The 17,150-nt window shown below is 32.7% G+C and carries 17 protein-coding genes and 1 tRNA gene; 11 read left to right on the forward strand and 7 right to left on the reverse strand.

Annotated features, from left to right (window positions below):
- Positions 1-5 precede the first annotated feature (5 nt).
- Together cmoB and CCORG_RS05075 are read left to right on the forward strand one after the other, a co-directional pair.
- Complete coding sequence (gene cmoB, locus CCORG_RS05070; protein WP_034971538.1) at positions 6-899, forward strand: tRNA 5-methoxyuridine(34)/uridine 5-oxyacetic acid(34) synthase CmoB; 894 nt, start codon at positions 6-8, stop codon at positions 897-899.
- A gap of 71 nt (positions 900-970) precedes the next feature.
- Entirely contained in the window at positions 971-2,275 is a 1,305-nt protein-coding gene (locus CCORG_RS05075; RefSeq protein ID WP_025803334.1) for a sodium-dependent transporter, read from the forward strand.
- A 50-nt stretch (positions 2,276-2,325) separates the two neighbouring features.
- Here the strand turns inward: CCORG_RS05075 and CCORG_RS05080 are convergent, their stop codons facing one another.
- Complete coding sequence (locus CCORG_RS05080) at positions 2,326-2,916, reverse strand: MBL fold metallo-hydrolase (protein ID WP_232088126.1); 591 nt, start codon at positions 2,914-2,916, stop codon at positions 2,326-2,328.
- An 87-nt stretch (positions 2,917-3,003) separates the two neighbouring features.
- On the opposite strand from CCORG_RS05080, the gene CCORG_RS05085 reads away from it, so the two are divergent.
- The 7 genes from CCORG_RS05085 to kdsB are packed head-to-tail and all read left to right on the forward strand — an operon-like array spanning position 3,004 to position 9,118.
- On the forward strand, positions 3,004-3,768 hold the full coding sequence (locus tag CCORG_RS05085) for an NAD+ synthase (protein ID WP_025803332.1): 765 nt from the start codon (positions 3,004-3,006) through the stop codon (positions 3,766-3,768).
- Positions 3,746-4,879, forward strand: coding sequence for a DegT/DnrJ/EryC1/StrS family aminotransferase (locus tag CCORG_RS05090; RefSeq protein ID WP_025803331.1), 1,134 nt, complete (start codon positions 3,746-3,748; stop codon positions 4,877-4,879). The genes CCORG_RS05085 and CCORG_RS05090 overlap by 23 nt, the downstream gene beginning before the upstream one ends.
- The gene (locus CCORG_RS05095) at positions 4,842-5,798 is read left to right on the forward strand and encodes a tetraacyldisaccharide 4'-kinase (protein ID WP_244948757.1); all 957 of its coding nucleotides are present in this window, start codon (positions 4,842-4,844) and stop codon (positions 5,796-5,798) included. Before CCORG_RS05090 ends, CCORG_RS05095 begins: the two co-directional genes overlap by 38 nt.
- 23 nt (positions 5,799-5,821) lie before the next feature.
- Positions 5,822-6,130 (forward strand): monooxygenase, encoded by a 309-nt coding sequence (locus CCORG_RS05100; protein ID WP_025803329.1) that lies wholly within the window; start codon positions 5,822-5,824, stop codon positions 6,128-6,130.
- Positions 6,130-6,981, forward strand: a complete 852-nt coding sequence (gene argB / locus CCORG_RS05105; RefSeq protein WP_025803328.1) for an acetylglutamate kinase — start codon at positions 6,130-6,132, stop codon at positions 6,979-6,981. The genes CCORG_RS05100 and argB overlap by 1 nt, the downstream gene beginning before the upstream one ends.
- Entirely contained in the window at positions 6,978-8,411 is a 1,434-nt protein-coding gene (gene thrC / locus CCORG_RS05110; RefSeq protein WP_025803327.1) for a threonine synthase, read from the forward strand. The genes argB and thrC overlap by 4 nt, the downstream gene beginning before the upstream one ends.
- Positions 8,408-9,118: a 3-deoxy-manno-octulosonate cytidylyltransferase gene (gene kdsB / locus CCORG_RS05115; RefSeq protein WP_025803326.1), complete on the forward strand. Its 711-nt coding sequence runs from the start codon at positions 8,408-8,410 to the stop codon at positions 9,116-9,118. Before thrC ends, kdsB begins: the two co-directional genes overlap by 4 nt.
- 10 nt (positions 9,119-9,128) lie before the next feature.
- Here kdsB and CCORG_RS05120 read toward each other — a convergent pair.
- A tRNA-Gln gene (locus CCORG_RS05120) sits at positions 9,129-9,202 on the reverse strand.
- A 52-nt stretch (positions 9,203-9,254) separates the two neighbouring features.
- Positions 9,255-10,994 carry a protein-disulfide reductase DsbD gene (gene dsbD, locus CCORG_RS05125; RefSeq protein ID WP_025803325.1) on the reverse strand — a complete coding sequence of 580 codons (1,740 nt, stop codon included), beginning with the start codon at positions 10,992-10,994 and terminating at the stop codon, positions 9,255-9,257.
- Between the two features lie 109 nt (positions 10,995-11,103).
- Here dsbD and ppk2 point away from each other — a divergent pair, with 109 nt between their 5' ends.
- Complete coding sequence (ppk2, locus tag CCORG_RS05130) at positions 11,104-11,838, forward strand: polyphosphate kinase 2 (RefSeq protein WP_025803324.1); 735 nt, start codon at positions 11,104-11,106, stop codon at positions 11,836-11,838.
- A gap of 89 nt (positions 11,839-11,927) precedes the next feature.
- Positions 11,928-12,269, forward strand: coding sequence for a hypothetical protein (locus CCORG_RS05135; protein WP_025803323.1), 342 nt, complete (start codon positions 11,928-11,930; stop codon positions 12,267-12,269).
- Positions 12,270-12,358: 89 nt separating this feature from the next.
- Here CCORG_RS05135 and CCORG_RS05140 read toward each other — a convergent pair whose 3' ends face one another.
- The 4 genes from CCORG_RS05140 to CCORG_RS05155 form a co-directional block, all read right to left on the reverse strand.
- Positions 12,359-13,726, reverse strand: coding sequence for a PstS family phosphate ABC transporter substrate-binding protein (locus CCORG_RS05140; RefSeq protein ID WP_025803322.1), 1,368 nt, complete (start codon positions 13,724-13,726; stop codon positions 12,359-12,361).
- A gap of 183 nt (positions 13,727-13,909) precedes the next feature.
- Positions 13,910-15,808 carry a molecular chaperone DnaK gene (gene dnaK / locus CCORG_RS05145; RefSeq protein ID WP_025803321.1) on the reverse strand — a complete coding sequence of 633 codons (1,899 nt, stop codon included), beginning with the start codon at positions 15,806-15,808 and terminating at the stop codon, positions 13,910-13,912.
- A gap of 20 nt (positions 15,809-15,828) precedes the next feature.
- The gene (gene grpE, locus CCORG_RS05150; protein WP_025803320.1) at positions 15,829-16,365 is read right to left on the reverse strand and encodes a nucleotide exchange factor GrpE; all 537 of its coding nucleotides are present in this window, start codon (positions 16,363-16,365) and stop codon (positions 15,829-15,831) included.
- Complete coding sequence (locus tag CCORG_RS05155; protein WP_025803319.1) at positions 16,362-17,150, reverse strand: HrcA family transcriptional regulator; 789 nt, start codon at positions 17,148-17,150, stop codon at positions 16,362-16,364. The genes grpE and CCORG_RS05155 overlap by 4 nt, the downstream gene beginning before the upstream one ends.

Consider the following 17,150-nt stretch of genomic DNA (forward strand, 5'->3'; position numbering starts at 1 on the left):
TTATTATGAATTTAGATGAGATAAGAACTAACAATTTAAAAGCTTTAAATTATGAAATTTATAAAGATAGCATAAATAAAATAAATTCATTAAAAAGCGTTGAGTGTGAAGTAGAATTTGATAAAGCTATAAAAATTTCAGGAAGTGTTAGTGATGAGTTTAAAAATTTAGTTTATGAAGCGTGTTTATCTTTAAAACCTTGGCGAAAAGGACCTTTTGAGCTTTTTGATACATACATTGATAGCGAGTGGCAAAGTAACATAAAGTATGAAATTTTAGAGCCATTTTTAAATTTAGAAGGTAAGGTTGTAGCTGATATTGGGTGCAATAATGGGTATTATCTTTTTAGAATGCTTAAAAAAGGCGCTAAAAAATTAGTAGGGTTTGATCCTAGCATTAGGACATTTTTACAATTTAAATTTATAGATAAATTTGTAAAAAGCGGTATAGTTTATGAGCTTTTAGGTGTGGAACATCTAGCGTTTTATGAACATAAATTTGATACAATTTTATGCCTTGGAGTAATCTATCATAGAAGTGATCCTGTAAAGATGCTAAAAGATCTAAAATCTAGCCTAAATAAAGGCGGTGAAGTTATCCTTGATACGATGTATATTGATAGTCCTTTAGATATCGCTCTTGTTCCAAATGAGCGTTACTCTAAAATGAGTAATGTCTACTTTATACCTACTATTTCAGCACTTAAAAACTGGTGTAAAAAGGCCAAATTTAAGGAATTTGAAGTGCTTGCTACAAAAGATACTGATGAAAACGAACAGCGAAAAACTGAGTGGATAGATGGTGAGAGTTTAGGAAATTTCTTAGATAAAGATAATAAAAATCTTACAGTAGAGGGTTATCCTGCACCAAAAAGAGTCTATATAAGAGTTAAAAACTAAAATTTAATATAAATTTAAATTCATATTAAATTTGCTATAATCAAGGCTTTATTAAAACAATAAGGGTTTTTATGCATAGAAAATTTAGCACAAGATGGGGTTTTATCATCGCCTGCGTTGGTTCAGCTGTTGGTATGGCAAATGTCTGGGGCTTTCCATATAAGATAGGAACAAATGGCGGCGGTGCGTTTTTGCTTATTTATATAATGTTTATTGGGATATTTTCATATGTTGGACTTAGTGCTGAGTATGCTATTGGAAGAAGAGCAAAAACAGGCACTCTTGGATCTTATGAGTATGCGTGGAGAAGTAGAGGTCTTGAAAAAATAGGCAAAATCATCGGCTGGCTACCGCTTGCTGGGTCAATGTGTATTGCTATAGGATACGCTGTTATTATTGCTTATGTTTTAAAGGCACTGTTTCAAGCAGTTGATGGTAGTTTGATGAGTGTAGACACCAACACCTGGTTTGACTCTTTTTCACTCAAACCTTACTCTGTTGTTTACTATCACTTAATAGTCGTTGTTGGCACACTTGTAACGCTCTTTTTTGGAGCAAAAAGTATAGAAAAAACTAATAAAATAATGATGCCACTATTTTTTGCTTTATTTTTTATCCTAGCCATAAGGGTTATGTTTTTAGATGGGGCTTTTGAGGGTTATAAATTCTTATTTACTCCTGATTGGGCTCATTTAAAAGATCCGATGGTTTGGGTATCAGCGATGGGTCAAGCGTTTTTCTCACTTTCTATAACTGGTTCTGGAATGCTAGTTTATGGTGCTTATTTGCCAAAAGATGAAGATATAGTTGATAGTGCAAAAAAGACCGCTTTTTTTGACACAATAGCAGCAATGATAGCAGCTCTTGTAATGATACCTGCTGTTTTTGCTTACAACATGGACCCAGCAGGTGGACCAGGACTGCTTTTTGTAACACTTCCAAAAATTTTACAAGATATGGCTGGTGGCGGACTTTTTGCTATTATTTTATTTACCGCTGTAATTTTTGGTGGTATAACTTCACTTCAAAATATGTTTGAAGCAGTAGCTGAGTCTATAATGCACAAATTTCCTAAGATAAACCGTGTTGCTATGCTTGTGATACTTTGCGTGATATGCTTTGGAATAGGCGTAAATATGCAAGCTATCTCATCGTGGGGTCCGTGGATGGATTATGTATCAATTTATATCATACCAATAGGTGCTGTGATGGGTGCTGTGTCGTGGTTTTGGGTACTTAGAAAAGATGAGCTTTTAGATGAAATAGGTAAAAAAACAAAAGAAGGAGAAATTTGGTACAACATAGGACGCTATATATATGTGCCGATGGCTTTAACTCTTTGTATAATTGCTTTAAGTATGAAAATAGCGTTTTAATTTTACAAAAGCTCTTTAAAAGAGCTTTTGCTTTTTATAAATTTTAAATACTAAATAACTCTTAAAAAATACTCAATCGTTGCTCTTTCATCTTCAAAAGTTGTATAAAAACCATGTCCTGGATAAAGAGTAAAGTTTTCTTTTATTTTAAGAGCTTTTTGTAAACTCTTTCTCATTTTATCTGCATCTGAATATGGAAAATCCCACCTTCCAACACTTCCTTTAAATAAAAAATCCCCACTAAACATAAATTTTTCATCTTCACAACTAACTTCAAGCATACAACACCCTGGCGTATGCCCTGGAAAATGGTGAAATTTCACGCCAAATTCCCCTACTTTAAACTCACTAGCATCACTAGTTAAAATTTCAGGCTTAAAAGCGTTTGGCATCATACTAGAAGCATTTTCCACCATAAAGCTATCGTCTCTATGGATATACACGCTATAGCCTTTATCACTAAAAAATTTCGCACAGTAAGCGTGATCCCAATGCCCATGAGTTAGAAAAACTCCAGCTAAATTTATGGCATTTTCATACGCCCAGTTAAACGCATCAACGCCTGGATCTATGATAATACTTGAGTTTTTACCCTTTACAATATAGCAATTTGTCACAGCCGTTCCAAAAGCTTTTTTCATAATCTCCATAATTTCTGACCTTTTTTATCTCTATTTTACTTAAAATTTGCTAAAATCGTATGTCAAATTTAGTTTATAAGGCAAAAATTGGAAATTTTAAGGCAAAAATTAGTTAATTTTTTAGATAATCAGCTAAAAAATTCGCATCGAAAAACCTTTATCTTAGGGCTTAGTGGCGGACTTGACTCAGCTGTAGTTTTAGCGCTTTGTTCGCTTGTTAAAAATTCTAACACAAAGGCTTTTATACTTCCAACAAATAGCTCAAATAGTAAAAACTTAGACGATGCTTTAGAAGTGGCTAATAAATTTAAAGTTCCAACAAAAATTATAAACATATCACCAATTATTAAAGCTTATGATGAAAATTTGCCCCCTTTTAGGCTTGGAAATTTAGCCGCAAGAGTTAGAATGAGCGTTCTTTATGATAAAAGCGAAGAATTTAGTGGCGTAGTTGTTGGAACTGGAAATTTAAGCGAAAGACTTCTTGGATACTCAACAATATATGGCGACTCAGCTTGTGCTTTTAATCCAATAGGTGAAATTTTTAAAAGCGAACTTTTTAATTTTGCCAAATTTTTAGAAATTCCAAAAAGTATCATAGATAAAGCCCCAAGTGCTGATTTAGTTCCAAATCAAACCGATGAAGCCGACTTAGGATATAGCTATGAAGTTCTTGATAGCGTGCTTAAAGCGTGGTATGATGATGGCCTTAGCTTTGATGAGTTAAAAGATAAATTTGAACCAAATTTGCTAAATTTAGTAGAAAATAGAGTTAAGAAAAATAGCTTTAAACTTCAAATGCCCCCAATTGCGATGATAAGGAGCAACAGTGCAAGAAATTCCATTTTTTAGACCAGCAATAGACGATAAAGAGTTAAATCTTATAAAAAAATCTCTAGAAAATCCAGATTTGGATATGGCTTTACTGTTTGAAAATGATATCAAAAACTATTTTGGCTCAGAATTTGCAATATCAACCAACAACGGCACAGCAGCACTTCACCTAGCACTTTGTGCGTTAGATATAAAAAGAGCTGATAAGATAATATGTTCTGTAAATTCATTTCCAAGTATTGCTGAGGTTATTCGCCATTTTGATGCGGAGCCTATTTTTGTTGATATAGATGAAGATAGTTTTAACATCAACCCAGCTTCTTTTGAAAAAGCTATAAAAGAAAATTCTAGCAAAAAGCTAAAAGCAGCATTTATCACTCATGTTGCAGGAGTTAGTGCTGATATGGACGCTATTTATGAGATATCACAAAAGTATGGCATAAAAATAATAGATGATGCAAGTAGAGCAGCAGGAGCTCTTTATAATGGTAAAAAAATAGGCTCATTTAAAGAGTCAGTTATATCATGCTTTCAAATAAATCCACAATTTTATAAAGCTATCGCAACGGCTGGATTTTTTGTGACAAATGATGAAGAGATAAATAGTAGAGCTAAACTCATAAGAAGCCACGCAATAACATCAAATCCATCTAAAGATGGAAGTTTAGACTATATTTATGATATTAAAGAGATCGGGCAAAGATATGATCTAAACAGCATATGTGCAGCATTTGCAAAAGTTCAGTTTGAGAAAAACTCAAATTTTATAAAAAGAAGGCAAGAGATAGCTAAAATTTATGACAAAGAGCTTGAAAACTGTCCATTTGTCAAAACTCCAATTCCATATAAAAACCATATATACACACAGTATATAATAAAAATCGATAAAAACCGTGATAACTTTGCTAAAAATCTAAAAGAGCAAGGCATAAATGTCTCGCTTCACTATATTCCACTTCACTTGCTTACCTACTATAAGCAAAAGTACGCCCACAAGGTAAACAGATACCCTACAGCTTTAAAAGTTTATCAGCAAGTTTTAAGCCTTCCGATTTTTGCAGCAATGAGCGATGAGGAAGTTTATAAGGTTTGTGAAAAGGTTAAATTTGTGGCAAAAAATCGTTTCTAAGCTCCATAAATTTGCAAACAGCTACTTTTATACTCCAAATTTATTTGAGAATTTTTTAAGCATAGCACTAATTCCGCTAAGCTTAGTTTATAGCCTAGTTATAAAGCTTAAAAAGCTTTCAACAAAACAAATTTCATATGAAATTCCTATTATAAATGTAGGAAATTTAGTTCTTGGCGGAAGTGGAAAAACCCCACTTTGCATCGCTTTATATCAAGAATTTAGCCCAAAACTAAAGACTTTTATAATCCTTCGTGGATATAAAAGAGCTTCAAAAGGGCTTTTTGTAGTAGCAAGTGATGGCGAAATTTTACAAAATGTTAAGATAAGCGGCGATGAGGCGATGGTTTATGCCATAAATGGCGCAAATGTTATAGTTAGCGAAGATAGAGATTTAGGCATAAAAAAGGCTATAAATTTGGGTGCAAAGCTTGTGATTTTAGATGATGCTTTTTCTAAATTCCATATCAATAAATTTGAGATTTTACTACGCCCACCACTTAAACCAGCCTCAAATTTTACAATCCCAAGCGGAGTTTATCGCTACCCTAAAAGCTTTTATAAATACGCAAATTTCATACCAAAAAGTGGCGATATCATAAGTAAAAGTGAAATTTTAAATCATACTAAAAATATGGTCTTAGTGACAGCTATTGCTAATCCTAGCCGCTTAAATGAGCATTTAAAACACTGCATAGGACATGAATTTTTCCCAGATCATCACAGCTTTACTAAAAAAGAGCTAGATGATATCTTAAAAAAATATAAAGCAACAAGTCTGCTTGTTACAGAAAAGGACTTTGTAAAGATAAAAGAGTTTGACATTCCGCTTTCAAAACTTATATTAAAAACATCAATAAGCCAGAATTTCAAAAGCGAAATTTCAGCGTATTTAAGGAAATTTTATGCTACAATTTAATAAATTTTATTTAGGAGAAAACAATGGTAATTTTACAAATTCACTTTGATTACTCTGGTGGATATGGCGATGATATGTATAAACAGTCAAAAGAGTTAGCTCAAAGTATAAATGACGAGCCTGGATTTTTATGGAAGATTTGGACTGAAAGCAAAGAAGATGGCATAGCAGGTGGAATTTATGCTTTTGATAGTCGCAAAAATGCCCAAAAATATGCAGACATGCACACAAAAAGACTTGAAGAATTTGGAATTGCTAAGAATTTTAAATATGAAATTTTGGATGTAAATGATAATCTTAGCCAAATCACAAATTTCAAACTTCATAAATAATGCAAAGAAAATCGCGAACAGCTGAGATTATTCTCTCAGCTTTACCATATATACGCAAATTTAAAGATAAAGTTTTTGTCATAAAATATGGCGGTTCAGCTCAGATCGATGAAGAGCTTAAAAATGACTTTGCAAGAGATATAGTTTTGCTTAGCATGGTAGGAATTAAAGTCATCGTAGTTCATGGCGGTGGCAAAAAGATAAATGAGTATCTTGAAAGACTTAATATAAAAAGTGAATTTAAAGATGGCTTAAGAGTTACAAATAAAGACGCTATTGATACCGTTGAAATGGTACTTAGCGGACTTATAAACAAAGAGATAACCGCCCTACTTTTCAAACACGGAACAAAAGCTGTAGGTTTAAGTGGTAAAGACAGTGAGCTTTTACAAGCAACTGTTTTAGGTGGTGGAAAATATGGCTTTGTTGGTGAAATTCATAGCGTAAATATAGAACTTTTAAATTCCTTAATGAATCAAGAGTATATCCCTGTAATTGCCCCTATTGGGGTTGGATTAGAGGGTGAAAGTTATAATATAAATGCTGATCTTTGTGCAAGTGCCGTCGCAAAGGCTTTAAAAGCTGATAAAGTTATATTTCTAACCGATACAAGCGGAGTTTTAGATAAAAATAGTGAGCTTATAAGCAAGCTTGATGAGAATTTAATCAATGAATTAAAACAAAATGGCACAATAAGTGGCGGTATGATACCAAAGGTTGATGCTTGTCTTGAATGTGTAAAAGCTGGCGTTAAAAATGCCCATATAATAGATGGTAGAATTTCACACTCAATACTGCTTGAGATTTTCACTGATAGCGGTATTGGAAGCATAATAAAAGGACAAATATGAGATTAGTTGGAACAAGAGATGAAAATGAAAGCGTAGAATTTAGCCAGGCTCTGCTTAGCCCTAGTGCAAATTTTGGTGGGCTTTATGCACCTAAAATTCTTCCTAAATTTAACTTGGAATTTTTTAAAAAGGCTCTAAATTTGAGTTATAGCGATATCGCTCTTGAAGTTATAAAAAGTTTTGAATTTGATGTAGAACTTGAAATTTTCAAAGACGCTCTTAAATCTTATGAGAAATTTGATGACCCAAAATGCCCTGTTAATATTAAAAAAATTGATGAGAATTTATATATAAATGAGCTTTTTCACGGACCAACAAGAGCTTTTAAAGATATGGCACTTCAACCTTTTGGAGTGATAATTGATGCTTTAGCTAAACAAAAAAACGAAAAATACCTTATAATGTGTGCTACAAGTGGCGATACAGGACCAGCCACACTTAAAGCTTTTGAAAATTCCAAAAATGTAAAAGTAGTTTGTCTCTATCCAGCTGATGGCACAAGTGAAGTACAACGCCTTCAAATGACAAATGTTAAAGGTAAAAACCTTAAAAGTATCGGCATAAAAGGTAACTTTGATGATGCTCAAAGATCTTTAAAAACTCTACTTTTAGATCAAGAATTTAAAGATAGCTTAAAAGAAAACGAACTTAAATTAAGTGCTGCAAATTCTGTAAATTTTGGAAGAATTTTATTTCAGATAATCTATCACTTCTACACTTACATCTATCTTTTAAAAAGTGGCAAGCTAAAAGATGATGAGAGCTTTGATATCGCTGTTCCTAGTGGAAATTTTGGCAATGCTTTAGGGGCATACTATGCTAAAAAAATGGGTGCTAAGATTGGTGATATATTAATCGTGTCAAATGAAAATAATGTCCTAACAGAGCTTTTTAACAGCGGAGTTTATGACATAAAAGATAAAACTTTAGTTAAAACAATAAGCCCTGCTATGGATATACTTATTAGCTCAAATGTCGAAAGACTTTTATTTAGCGAGTTTGGCGATAAAAAAACAAAGCTTTTAATGGAGAATTTAGCAAAAGATAAATTCTATGAAATTCCAAAAATTGACGGCTTTAGGGCTAAATTTTGTACAGATAAAGAGTGCGCAAATTCCATAAAAGATATGGCTTTAAAAGGTATGCTAATAGACCCACACACTGCTACAACTTTTAAATTTACTCCAGCTAAAAAACCAACAGTACTTACTTCCACGGCTCATTGGGTGAAATTTACTCCATCTATGCTTGAAGCAATTAAAGGCATTAAAACAACAAATGAAAAAGAGCAGATGATGATGCTTGCTAGTGAGTTTAACCAAAGCGTTCCTGCTGAAATTTTGAAGCTTTTTGAAAGTGAAGAAATTCATAAAGATATAGTTGAAATTTCAGATATTAAAAAGACAATTTTAAACTGGATAAAGCAGTGATAGTAATTCCCGCTAGACTTAAATCAACCCGCTTTCCTGATAAAATTTTAGCTGATATTTTTGGTGAGCCGATGTTTATCAAAACTGCTAAAAACGCTAAAAATGTAGATAGGGTTTTAATAGCAGTAGATGATGAAAAAGTACTAAAAATCGCCTTAAAATATGGCTTTGATGCTGTAATGACTGCTCAAACTCATCAAAGTGGAACTGATAGGATAAATGAAGCCGTTAGCAAAATGCTTGTAAATGATAATGAAATCATAATAAATTTACAAGCCGATGAGCCATTTTTTGAGATAGAAAATTTAGCTAAGTTTAGCGATTTTGCAAACAACAGCATAAAAAACGGCGCATTTATGGCAAGTGCTTATAAGATGATCGCCCCAAATGATGCTAAAAATCCAAATTTAGTAAAAGTAGTATGCGATGAAAACTCAAATGCTATTTACTTCTCACGCTCTATAATTCCATATCCAAGAAGCGAATTTGACGCTTACAAAGGCCACATAGGAATTTATGCATATAGCGTAAAAAGCTTAAGAGAATTTTGCGAATTTGATGAAAGTATACTTGAAAAAACTGAAAAATTAGAACAGCTTCGCGCCTTATCAAACGCCAAAAAAATCGCAATGTGTGAGCTAAAAACAAAAAGCATCGGGATAGATACAAAAGAGGATTTAGAATTTGCACTTAAAAATTTAGCATAAAATAATAACTTGGATGCTCCAAGAGGACTCGAACCTCTGTTAACTGATCCAGAGTCAGCAGTTCTACCACTAAACTATAGAGCATCAAAAAGTCCAACAAGAATTGGTTATTTTACCGATTTAAACTTAAGAACTTCTAAATTCTTCTAAGTTTTTCTAGTATTTTTGTTTCATCTAAAAACCCAACACTTTGCTCATTTTTAAGCTCAACCAAATCTTTAAAAAACACCAAAGCTGGCGGACCATAAATTCCAAATTCACTCATCATCTCCTTATCATCAGAGCTATTTTTGGTAACATCTACTTTAACAAGAGTGAAATTTTCAAGCTCTTTTTGTACGCTAGGAAGTTCTAAGGTTTTATCAAGTTCTTTACAAATCACGCACCAATTGGCCCAAAAATCAATCATCACAGGCTTTTTGCTATTTTTTACAACGCTTTTAAGTTCGCTTAAATTTGATACCATTTCCCATTTTAAAGGCGTGTTTAAAGAACTCATTGGAGTTTGATTTTTAAAATTCTCTAATGGCTTAAAAACAGAATTTGACCCACTTGCAAAACCAACTATTAAAATAGTTGAGTATATAAAAAACAGCGCTGAAATTGCAAATTTAAACTGCCTTATGCCGCCTTTTTGAGATTCATCCGGCAACATAAATGAAGCATAAAAAATCCCAACTATAGCGTATAAAAGCAAGGTTAAATTTCCACTTATTAAGCGGCTTAGCATCCAAACAGCCATAAAAAGCATTACAAAACCAAAAAACTTACTTATCTCATCCATCCAAAAACCAGGTTTTGGCATAAATTTACCAAACCCTAGACCTATCAAAAGAAGTGGTACGCCCATAGCAAAGCCCATTAAGAAAAGTGATAATCCACCAAGTAAGATATTTCCAGTATCAGCTATAAATAGCAAAGCCCCAGCAAGCGGAGCAGCAACGCATGGACCTACTATCAAAGCTGATAAAAAGCCCATTATAAAAACCCCTATTAGACCACTTTTATTTTTACTTTTTTCTGAGATTTTACTTTGCAAAGAAGCTGGTAGTTGAAGCTGATAAAAGCCAAACATACTAAAAGCTAAAGCCACAAAAACAAAAGAAAAAAGCAAGATAATCCATGGAATTTGAAGTAAAGATGCAAGACTTGCACCTAAAATGCTAGCAAAAATCCCAATAATTGCATAAGCAAGTGCCATGGCTAAAACATAGACTAAACTTATAATAAAACTACTTTTTACGCTTTTACTGCTTTTTGAAACCAAAATTGACGAAAGTATCGGTATCATCGGAAAAACGCAAGGCGTAAGTGCTAAAAGCAAACCATATCCAAAAAATGTAAGCAAAGTTATGAAAAAATTTTTACTACTCATATTTTTACTTATGTTTTCTTGATCTGAAATTTGAGCGGTTTGCTCGGTTTTACTACTAGTTGAGTCTACTTTTGAAATATCAAGAAATTCTACATCATAACTGCCATCTAAGGCATTTACACTATACTTATAAATTTGAGGATTATAACAAAACCCATCAAGTGCACACCCTATAAATTTAACCACCACGCTATAGGATTTGATATCTTCGCCACTACTTAGCACAATCCCACTTGGAATAAAAATGTCAAATTTGCCATCAAAAACCGTACTTGTATTGTGCTTTTTAGCCTCTGGTAGGGTTAAAAATTCAGTTATATCTTTATTTGCTACGCTAAATTTAAGTTTATCGGCATATATATAAACACTCTTATCAATATCAAAGTTAAAATTTGTCCCAATTTTATCAGCTGTAACTTTTACTTTAAAAGCATCTTCAACCTTTAAAGGCTCAGCAAAAAGAAAAGAAAAAATTAGCAAAAATAGAGTTAAAAATCTCATAAATTTCCTTATGTTTTAATTATGGATTGTAACTTTTATATGTCAATATGGATTAAATTTATGCTATTTTTAAGGTATAATTGTTAAATTTCAAATAAAAGGCTTTATAATGTCTAAAAAAGAGTATAAAAAAGAGTTGGAATTTTTACAAGTTGAGCTTTTAAAGCTTCAGTCTCACGTAAAGAAGCAAAATTTAAAGCTACTTATAATCTTTGAAGGGCGAGACGCTGCTGGAAAAGGTGGAACTATAAAGCGAATAACCCAGCACCTTAACCCACGAGGGTGCCGTGTAGTAGCACTTCCAAAGCCAAGCGATGTAGAAAAAACGCAGTGGTATTTTCAAAGATACACAGCTCATTTGCCAAGCGGTGGTGAGATAGTTATATTTGATAGATCTTGGTATAACAGAGCCGTTGTTGAGCCTGTTATGGGCTTTTGTACAAAAGAAGAAAGCGAAAATTTTATAGAAGATGTGCCGTATTTTGAAGCTCTTTTAAGAAGAGCTGATATTAAGATATTTAAATTTTTTCTATTTATAGATAAAGATACGCAAAAAAAGAGGTTTCAAGATAGAAGGGAAAATCCACTAAAAAGCTATAAAATTTCACCAGTTGATGAAAAAGCACAAGAACTTTGGGATGATTATACAAAAGCTATACAAAATATGCTTACTAAAACAAATCAAACCCCTTGGATAGTGGTAGACTCAAACCATAAAAAAAGAGCTAGAATCAACACAATAAAGTATATTTTAGCAAACACAGAGTACAAAGATAAAACAAAAATAGATAACTTAGAAGTTGACAATAGTGTAGTTTTTAATGTAGACGATGCGATAAAATAGTATGGATATTAATATTAGTTTAAAAATTCTTAACTATATTTTTATAAAAAACAGATATAATTTCATAAATTTTTAATAAAGGATAGAAAATGTTAAAACAAACAATTTTAGCTTTAGGTGCTGCAGCATTGCTTGCAGGTTGTGGTGCTACAACAAATAAAACTGTAAAAACTGATGAAAGAGCAGTAGTTGCTAATGATGTACTAGTAAATACTTTTGTTGATAAAGATGGTGGAGTATATACTGTTAACTCAACTGATGCTTACAATACTGCGAAATTTACAGATGCAAACGGTAAGATTTTTAACCTAAAAAGAGAGCCTTCAGCAAATGGAATAAGACTTGTAGATGGCGATACTGAGGTATTTTTCACACATAAAGATGTATTTATGACAGTTGATGGTAAACAAATTCCAGCAACTATAAAATAACATTTTAGGTGCGTTAAACGCACCTAAATTTTCACCCCGCTTAAATTCAAATAACTTAGCTCTAAATTTATATAGTTAAATTTAAAATACTAATTCACCCCTACATACCCAACTTTTTCTAAAATTTCTTGACCTTGATTACTTAATATCCACTCTAAAAATTTAGTCGTTTCCGGACTTTCTTCGCCATCTATTGTAACAGCATAAATTTGACTCGTAAGCGGATACGAGCCATTTTTAATATTTTCTTTTGTTGGTTTTATGCCATCAATCGCAAGAAGTTTTATATCTCCACCACTTATCATCTCTTGAGTATAAAAACGAAATGAAAAGCCTATAGCGTTTTTGTAGTTTTTATAACTTGCAACTTGCTCAATAATCCCACTCATAAGACCCACAACTTCATCTTTTTTAGGCTCCATTATCCTAACTTCACCCATAAAATTTTCCAAAGCACTTTGTGAGCCACTTCCTTTATCTCTTTGATAAGCTAAAATTTCATCTCCATATAAAAACCCTTCACCAACTTCACTCCAACGCTTTATCTTTCCACTATAAATTTCTCTAATCTGCCCACTTGTAAGACCATTTACACTATTTTTAGAACTTACAAAAAAGACAAATGCTTCACGCCCAATCGGTGTGAATTTAAGATTTACGCCATTTTGTTTGGCTTTATTAATCTGCTCATCATTTGGTTTTGCTACAAATATCATATCAACTTCTTTATTTGCTATAGCCTCATACGCTCCTTTAGTAGTTGAGAGCCTAACAGCATCTTTTAAAATACACTCCAATCTATCATAAACCGCACTCGCAAAGGCACTATAAACTGGATAAAGAGCAGTTGCGCCATCAAGAAGTGGTAAATTTTGATTAAGTTTTAGATTAGCTGGTTTATTTAGGAGAGTTAGTTTTTCTCCATCAAATGGACGGTAATCATATGTATTTTGAGTAACATTTACGCCTGGGCGAGTATCATCATATATCTTTAAGCTAGTATAGGCAAAAACTAAGAAAAACAGCACTAAAAACAGAGTTAAAGTAAGTTTATCTTTTTTATGAAATATTAAATTATAAAGAAGTTTTGATGAGAGATAACAAAGAGAGATAATTATAAAAAACCATACCCAAAAATATTTTAAAAAATACCCTTCAAAACTCATTATTATTAAAAAATGTAACCAAAAAACATATATAAAAAAAGTTAAAACTCCCGTTATAGAAACTTTTATACCTTTATGATAATTTTCCTTAAGAGAAGCTGGAAATTTCTTATCAATATAGCTTGATAGTTTAGAACAAACCACAACCCAAAAAAAGAAAAGTACAGAAATAACGATAAAATTATACTCTTGAGAAAAAATTTCATTGATTTTAGATATGGATAAAAATATCAAAACCAAAAGTCCAAAACAAAATATCGCTCCAAAAAGCTTTATAAAAAAGCGCTTCATTCTTATCCTTACTTAAATAATCAAAATATTTATAAAATTATCGTGACAATTATAGTTAAAGTAAATTTAAAAACAGATATAAGATTATAAAATTTATAAATTTATGAGTTTGTATATATGAAATTTAGAAGGTAAAAAGGAGGCTGAAATTCCAGCCTCCTTAAAATTTAGTCAAGTAAAATCTTACTCAACCTCAGCATCAATCACATCATCGTCATCTTTTTTATTTGCCCCTGCTTTACTTTGGTTATTGGCATTTTGCTGATTTGCTTGTTCTTGCTGGCTTGCTGCTTTATACATATCCTCAGCTACTTTACTTAAAGCTTGAACTTTGCTATCAATTGCCTCTTTTGTAGCATTTTCATCTTTTAGTACAGTTTTTAAATCATTTAAAGCACTCTCTATATTTGCCCTAACATCACCTGGTATTTTTTCTCCCATCTCATTTAGAGTTTTTTCTGTTTGATGAGCTATAGAATCAGCCCCATTTCTAGTGTCAACTAGATCTTTTCTTTTTTTATCATCTTCTTTATGAAGCTCGGCATCTTTTACCATTTTCTCGATCTCTTCATCACTTAGTCCGCTTGAGCCTGTTATTCTTATATCAGTTGCTTTTCCTGTAGCTTTATCTTTTGCTGAAACTGTTAAAATTCCGTTTGCGTCGATGTCAAATTGAACTTCAATTTGCGGAACGCCACGCGGTGCTGGCATAATTCCTTCAAGATTAAAATTACCCAAAGTTTTATTATCTCTAGCAAATTCTCTTTCGCCCTGAAGTACATTTATAGTAACAGCACTTTGGTTATCCTCAGCAGTTGAGAAGACTTGAGCTTTTTTAGTTGGTATAGTTGTACCTTTTTCTATAACTTTTGTCATAACCCCACCCAAAGTCTCAATTCCAAGGCTAAGTGGTGTAACATCAAGTAAAAGCACGTCTTTAACATCACCTTTTATAACAGCACCTTGAATAGCAGCACCAATTGCCACAACTTCATCAGGGTTAACGCTTTTATTTAGCTCTTTTCCACCAAATGCTTTTTGAACTTCTTGATTAACTAGCGGAACACGAGTTGAACCACCCACCATAACGATCTCAGCGATATCAGAGTTACTTACCCCTGCATCACTCATAACTTTTTTAAGAGTCTGTATAGTCTCAGCCACAAGACCTTCTATCATACTTTCAAATTTTGCTCTTGTGATAGTTTTTGTAAGGTGTTTTGGACCATTTTGATCAGCTGTGATAAATGGCAAATTTACAGTTGTTTCCATTGCACTTGATAGCTCTTTTTTAGCATTTTCAGCTGCTTCTTTTAGACGCTGCATAGCCATAACATCGCCTTTTAGGTCTATGCCGCTTTCGCTTTTAAATTCGCTTAAAAGATAGTCAATTAGCTTATTATCAAAGTCATCACCACCCAAAAACGCGTCCCCTCCAGTTGCTAAAACTTCAACAACATTTTCGCCAGTTTCAAGCACTGTAACATCAAATGTTCCACCACCAAGGTCATAAACTACGATCTTTTCAGATGCTTTTTTATCAAGACCATAAGCTAAGGCCGCTGCGGTTGGTTCATTTACTATTCTTAAAACATTAAGTCCTGCGATAGTTCCTGCTTCTTTTGTAGCTTTTCTTTGGCTATCGTTAAAATAAGCTGGAACTGTGATAACAGCATCGACAACATTTTCTCCAAGATAGCTTTCTGCATCTTCTTTTAGTTTTATTAAAACTTTAGCTGAAATTTCTTGTGGAGTGTAAATTTTACCATCTATCTCAACTGCTGCTGCACCATTTCTATCAACTATCTTATATGGAAGTCTTTTTTGTGCTTCTTTTGCGTTATCTTCATTCATCATCAGACCCATTATTCTTTTTATAGAATAAATAGTCTTATGTGGGTTTGTAACAGCTTGTCTTTTAGCTGTATCGCCAACTAAAATTTCACCTTTATCTGTAAAAGCGACAATTGATGGAGTTGTATTTTTTCCCTCTTTATTTGGAATAATCTTGCCTTCGCCTCTTTCAAATATCGCAACTGCTGAGTTTGTTGTACCTAAATCTATTCCAATTACTTTGCTCATATTTTCATCCTTTATTAAATTTATTTTGCTACTGACACCATAGAGGCTCTAAGCACTCTATCTTTAAACTTATATCCTTTTTGATACACATCTACTATTTCGCCTTTTTCATGCTCCTTACTTTCAACTAAATTTATAGCGTTGTGAAATTCAGGATTTGCCTCTCCTGAATTTTCAACCTGCTCGATTCCGTACTTTTTAAAGGTCTCAAGAAAAATATCAAGACATCTTTCAACGCCATCTTCAATACGCCTAGCAAGCTCATTATCACCAACTTCTATCTTGATGGCTTCTTCTAAAGCATCTACGATAGGAAGCAAATCTTTTGCAAATTTCTCACTTGCGTACTCAACTGCAACGCTTTTTTCACGCTCAAGGCGTTTTTTCATATTTTCAAAATCAGCGTTTGCTCGGTAGAATTTATCAGTTAATTCGCTAAATTCATTTTGAAGCTTATCAAGCTCACTTTGAGTTTGGCTAATTTCAGCTTCTGAATCTTCCAAATTCTCTAAATTCTCTTCACTATTTTCTAAATTTTCAATATCTTCTTTTTTCATGCTACCTCCGCTATAGTATCAAAAAACTTTTCCCAATCCTCATAAACACTTCCTGCACAAAGCATCACAGCGTTTTTATCTCCTAACTTTATATCTCTTTTAACACCCATATAACTACGCTCAAAAAGCGGTTCATAAGCCAAATTTGAGCTCATATAAGAACTAAAACTAGGATCTAACAACATCTCAAATTTATCATCTCTATAAATTTCATAAACAAGTGTTTTATTACTTATAAAAAGAACATTTGAGCGTTTAAAAAGTCCTATTTTTGTACGAAGCTCGCTTAAACCAACCTGAGAACAGATAGTATATAGCTCATCAAGACCAATACCAACCAAATTTAGCAAAAAGTTATAAATCTTTTCATCAAATTTTAGTAGAAATTCGCAACTTTTAAAATTAAGAATTATATACTTATGAGAATAGTTGATGACTTCTTCTAAAATTTCGCTATTTATGCCACTAATAATGCAATAAATTTTGAAATTTTCTAAAATTTTAGAGAGATTTCCTAAACTATTAATAGCTAATTCATCTTTAAAGCTAAGTCTTTGACTCCAGTAATGCTTCATCGCTTTTGTGGTTGGAATCCTACCACCACTTACATGAAGCTGTTTAAGTGAGCCTAAATCACTAAGCTTTTTAAAATAGACTCTAATAGTAGAAGCAGGAATCATCCCATCCATTCTAAGCCCAAGTTCAGCTGAACCTATCGGCTCATTTTCATCAAGATAAGCTTCTATTATATAGTTAAGAATCAACTCTGTTTTATTTGTTTTCAT

It is taken from the genome of Campylobacter corcagiensis (genome assembly GCF_013201645.1).
GTDB classification, from domain to species: domain Bacteria; phylum Campylobacterota; class Campylobacteria; order Campylobacterales; family Campylobacteraceae; genus Campylobacter_B; species Campylobacter_B corcagiensis.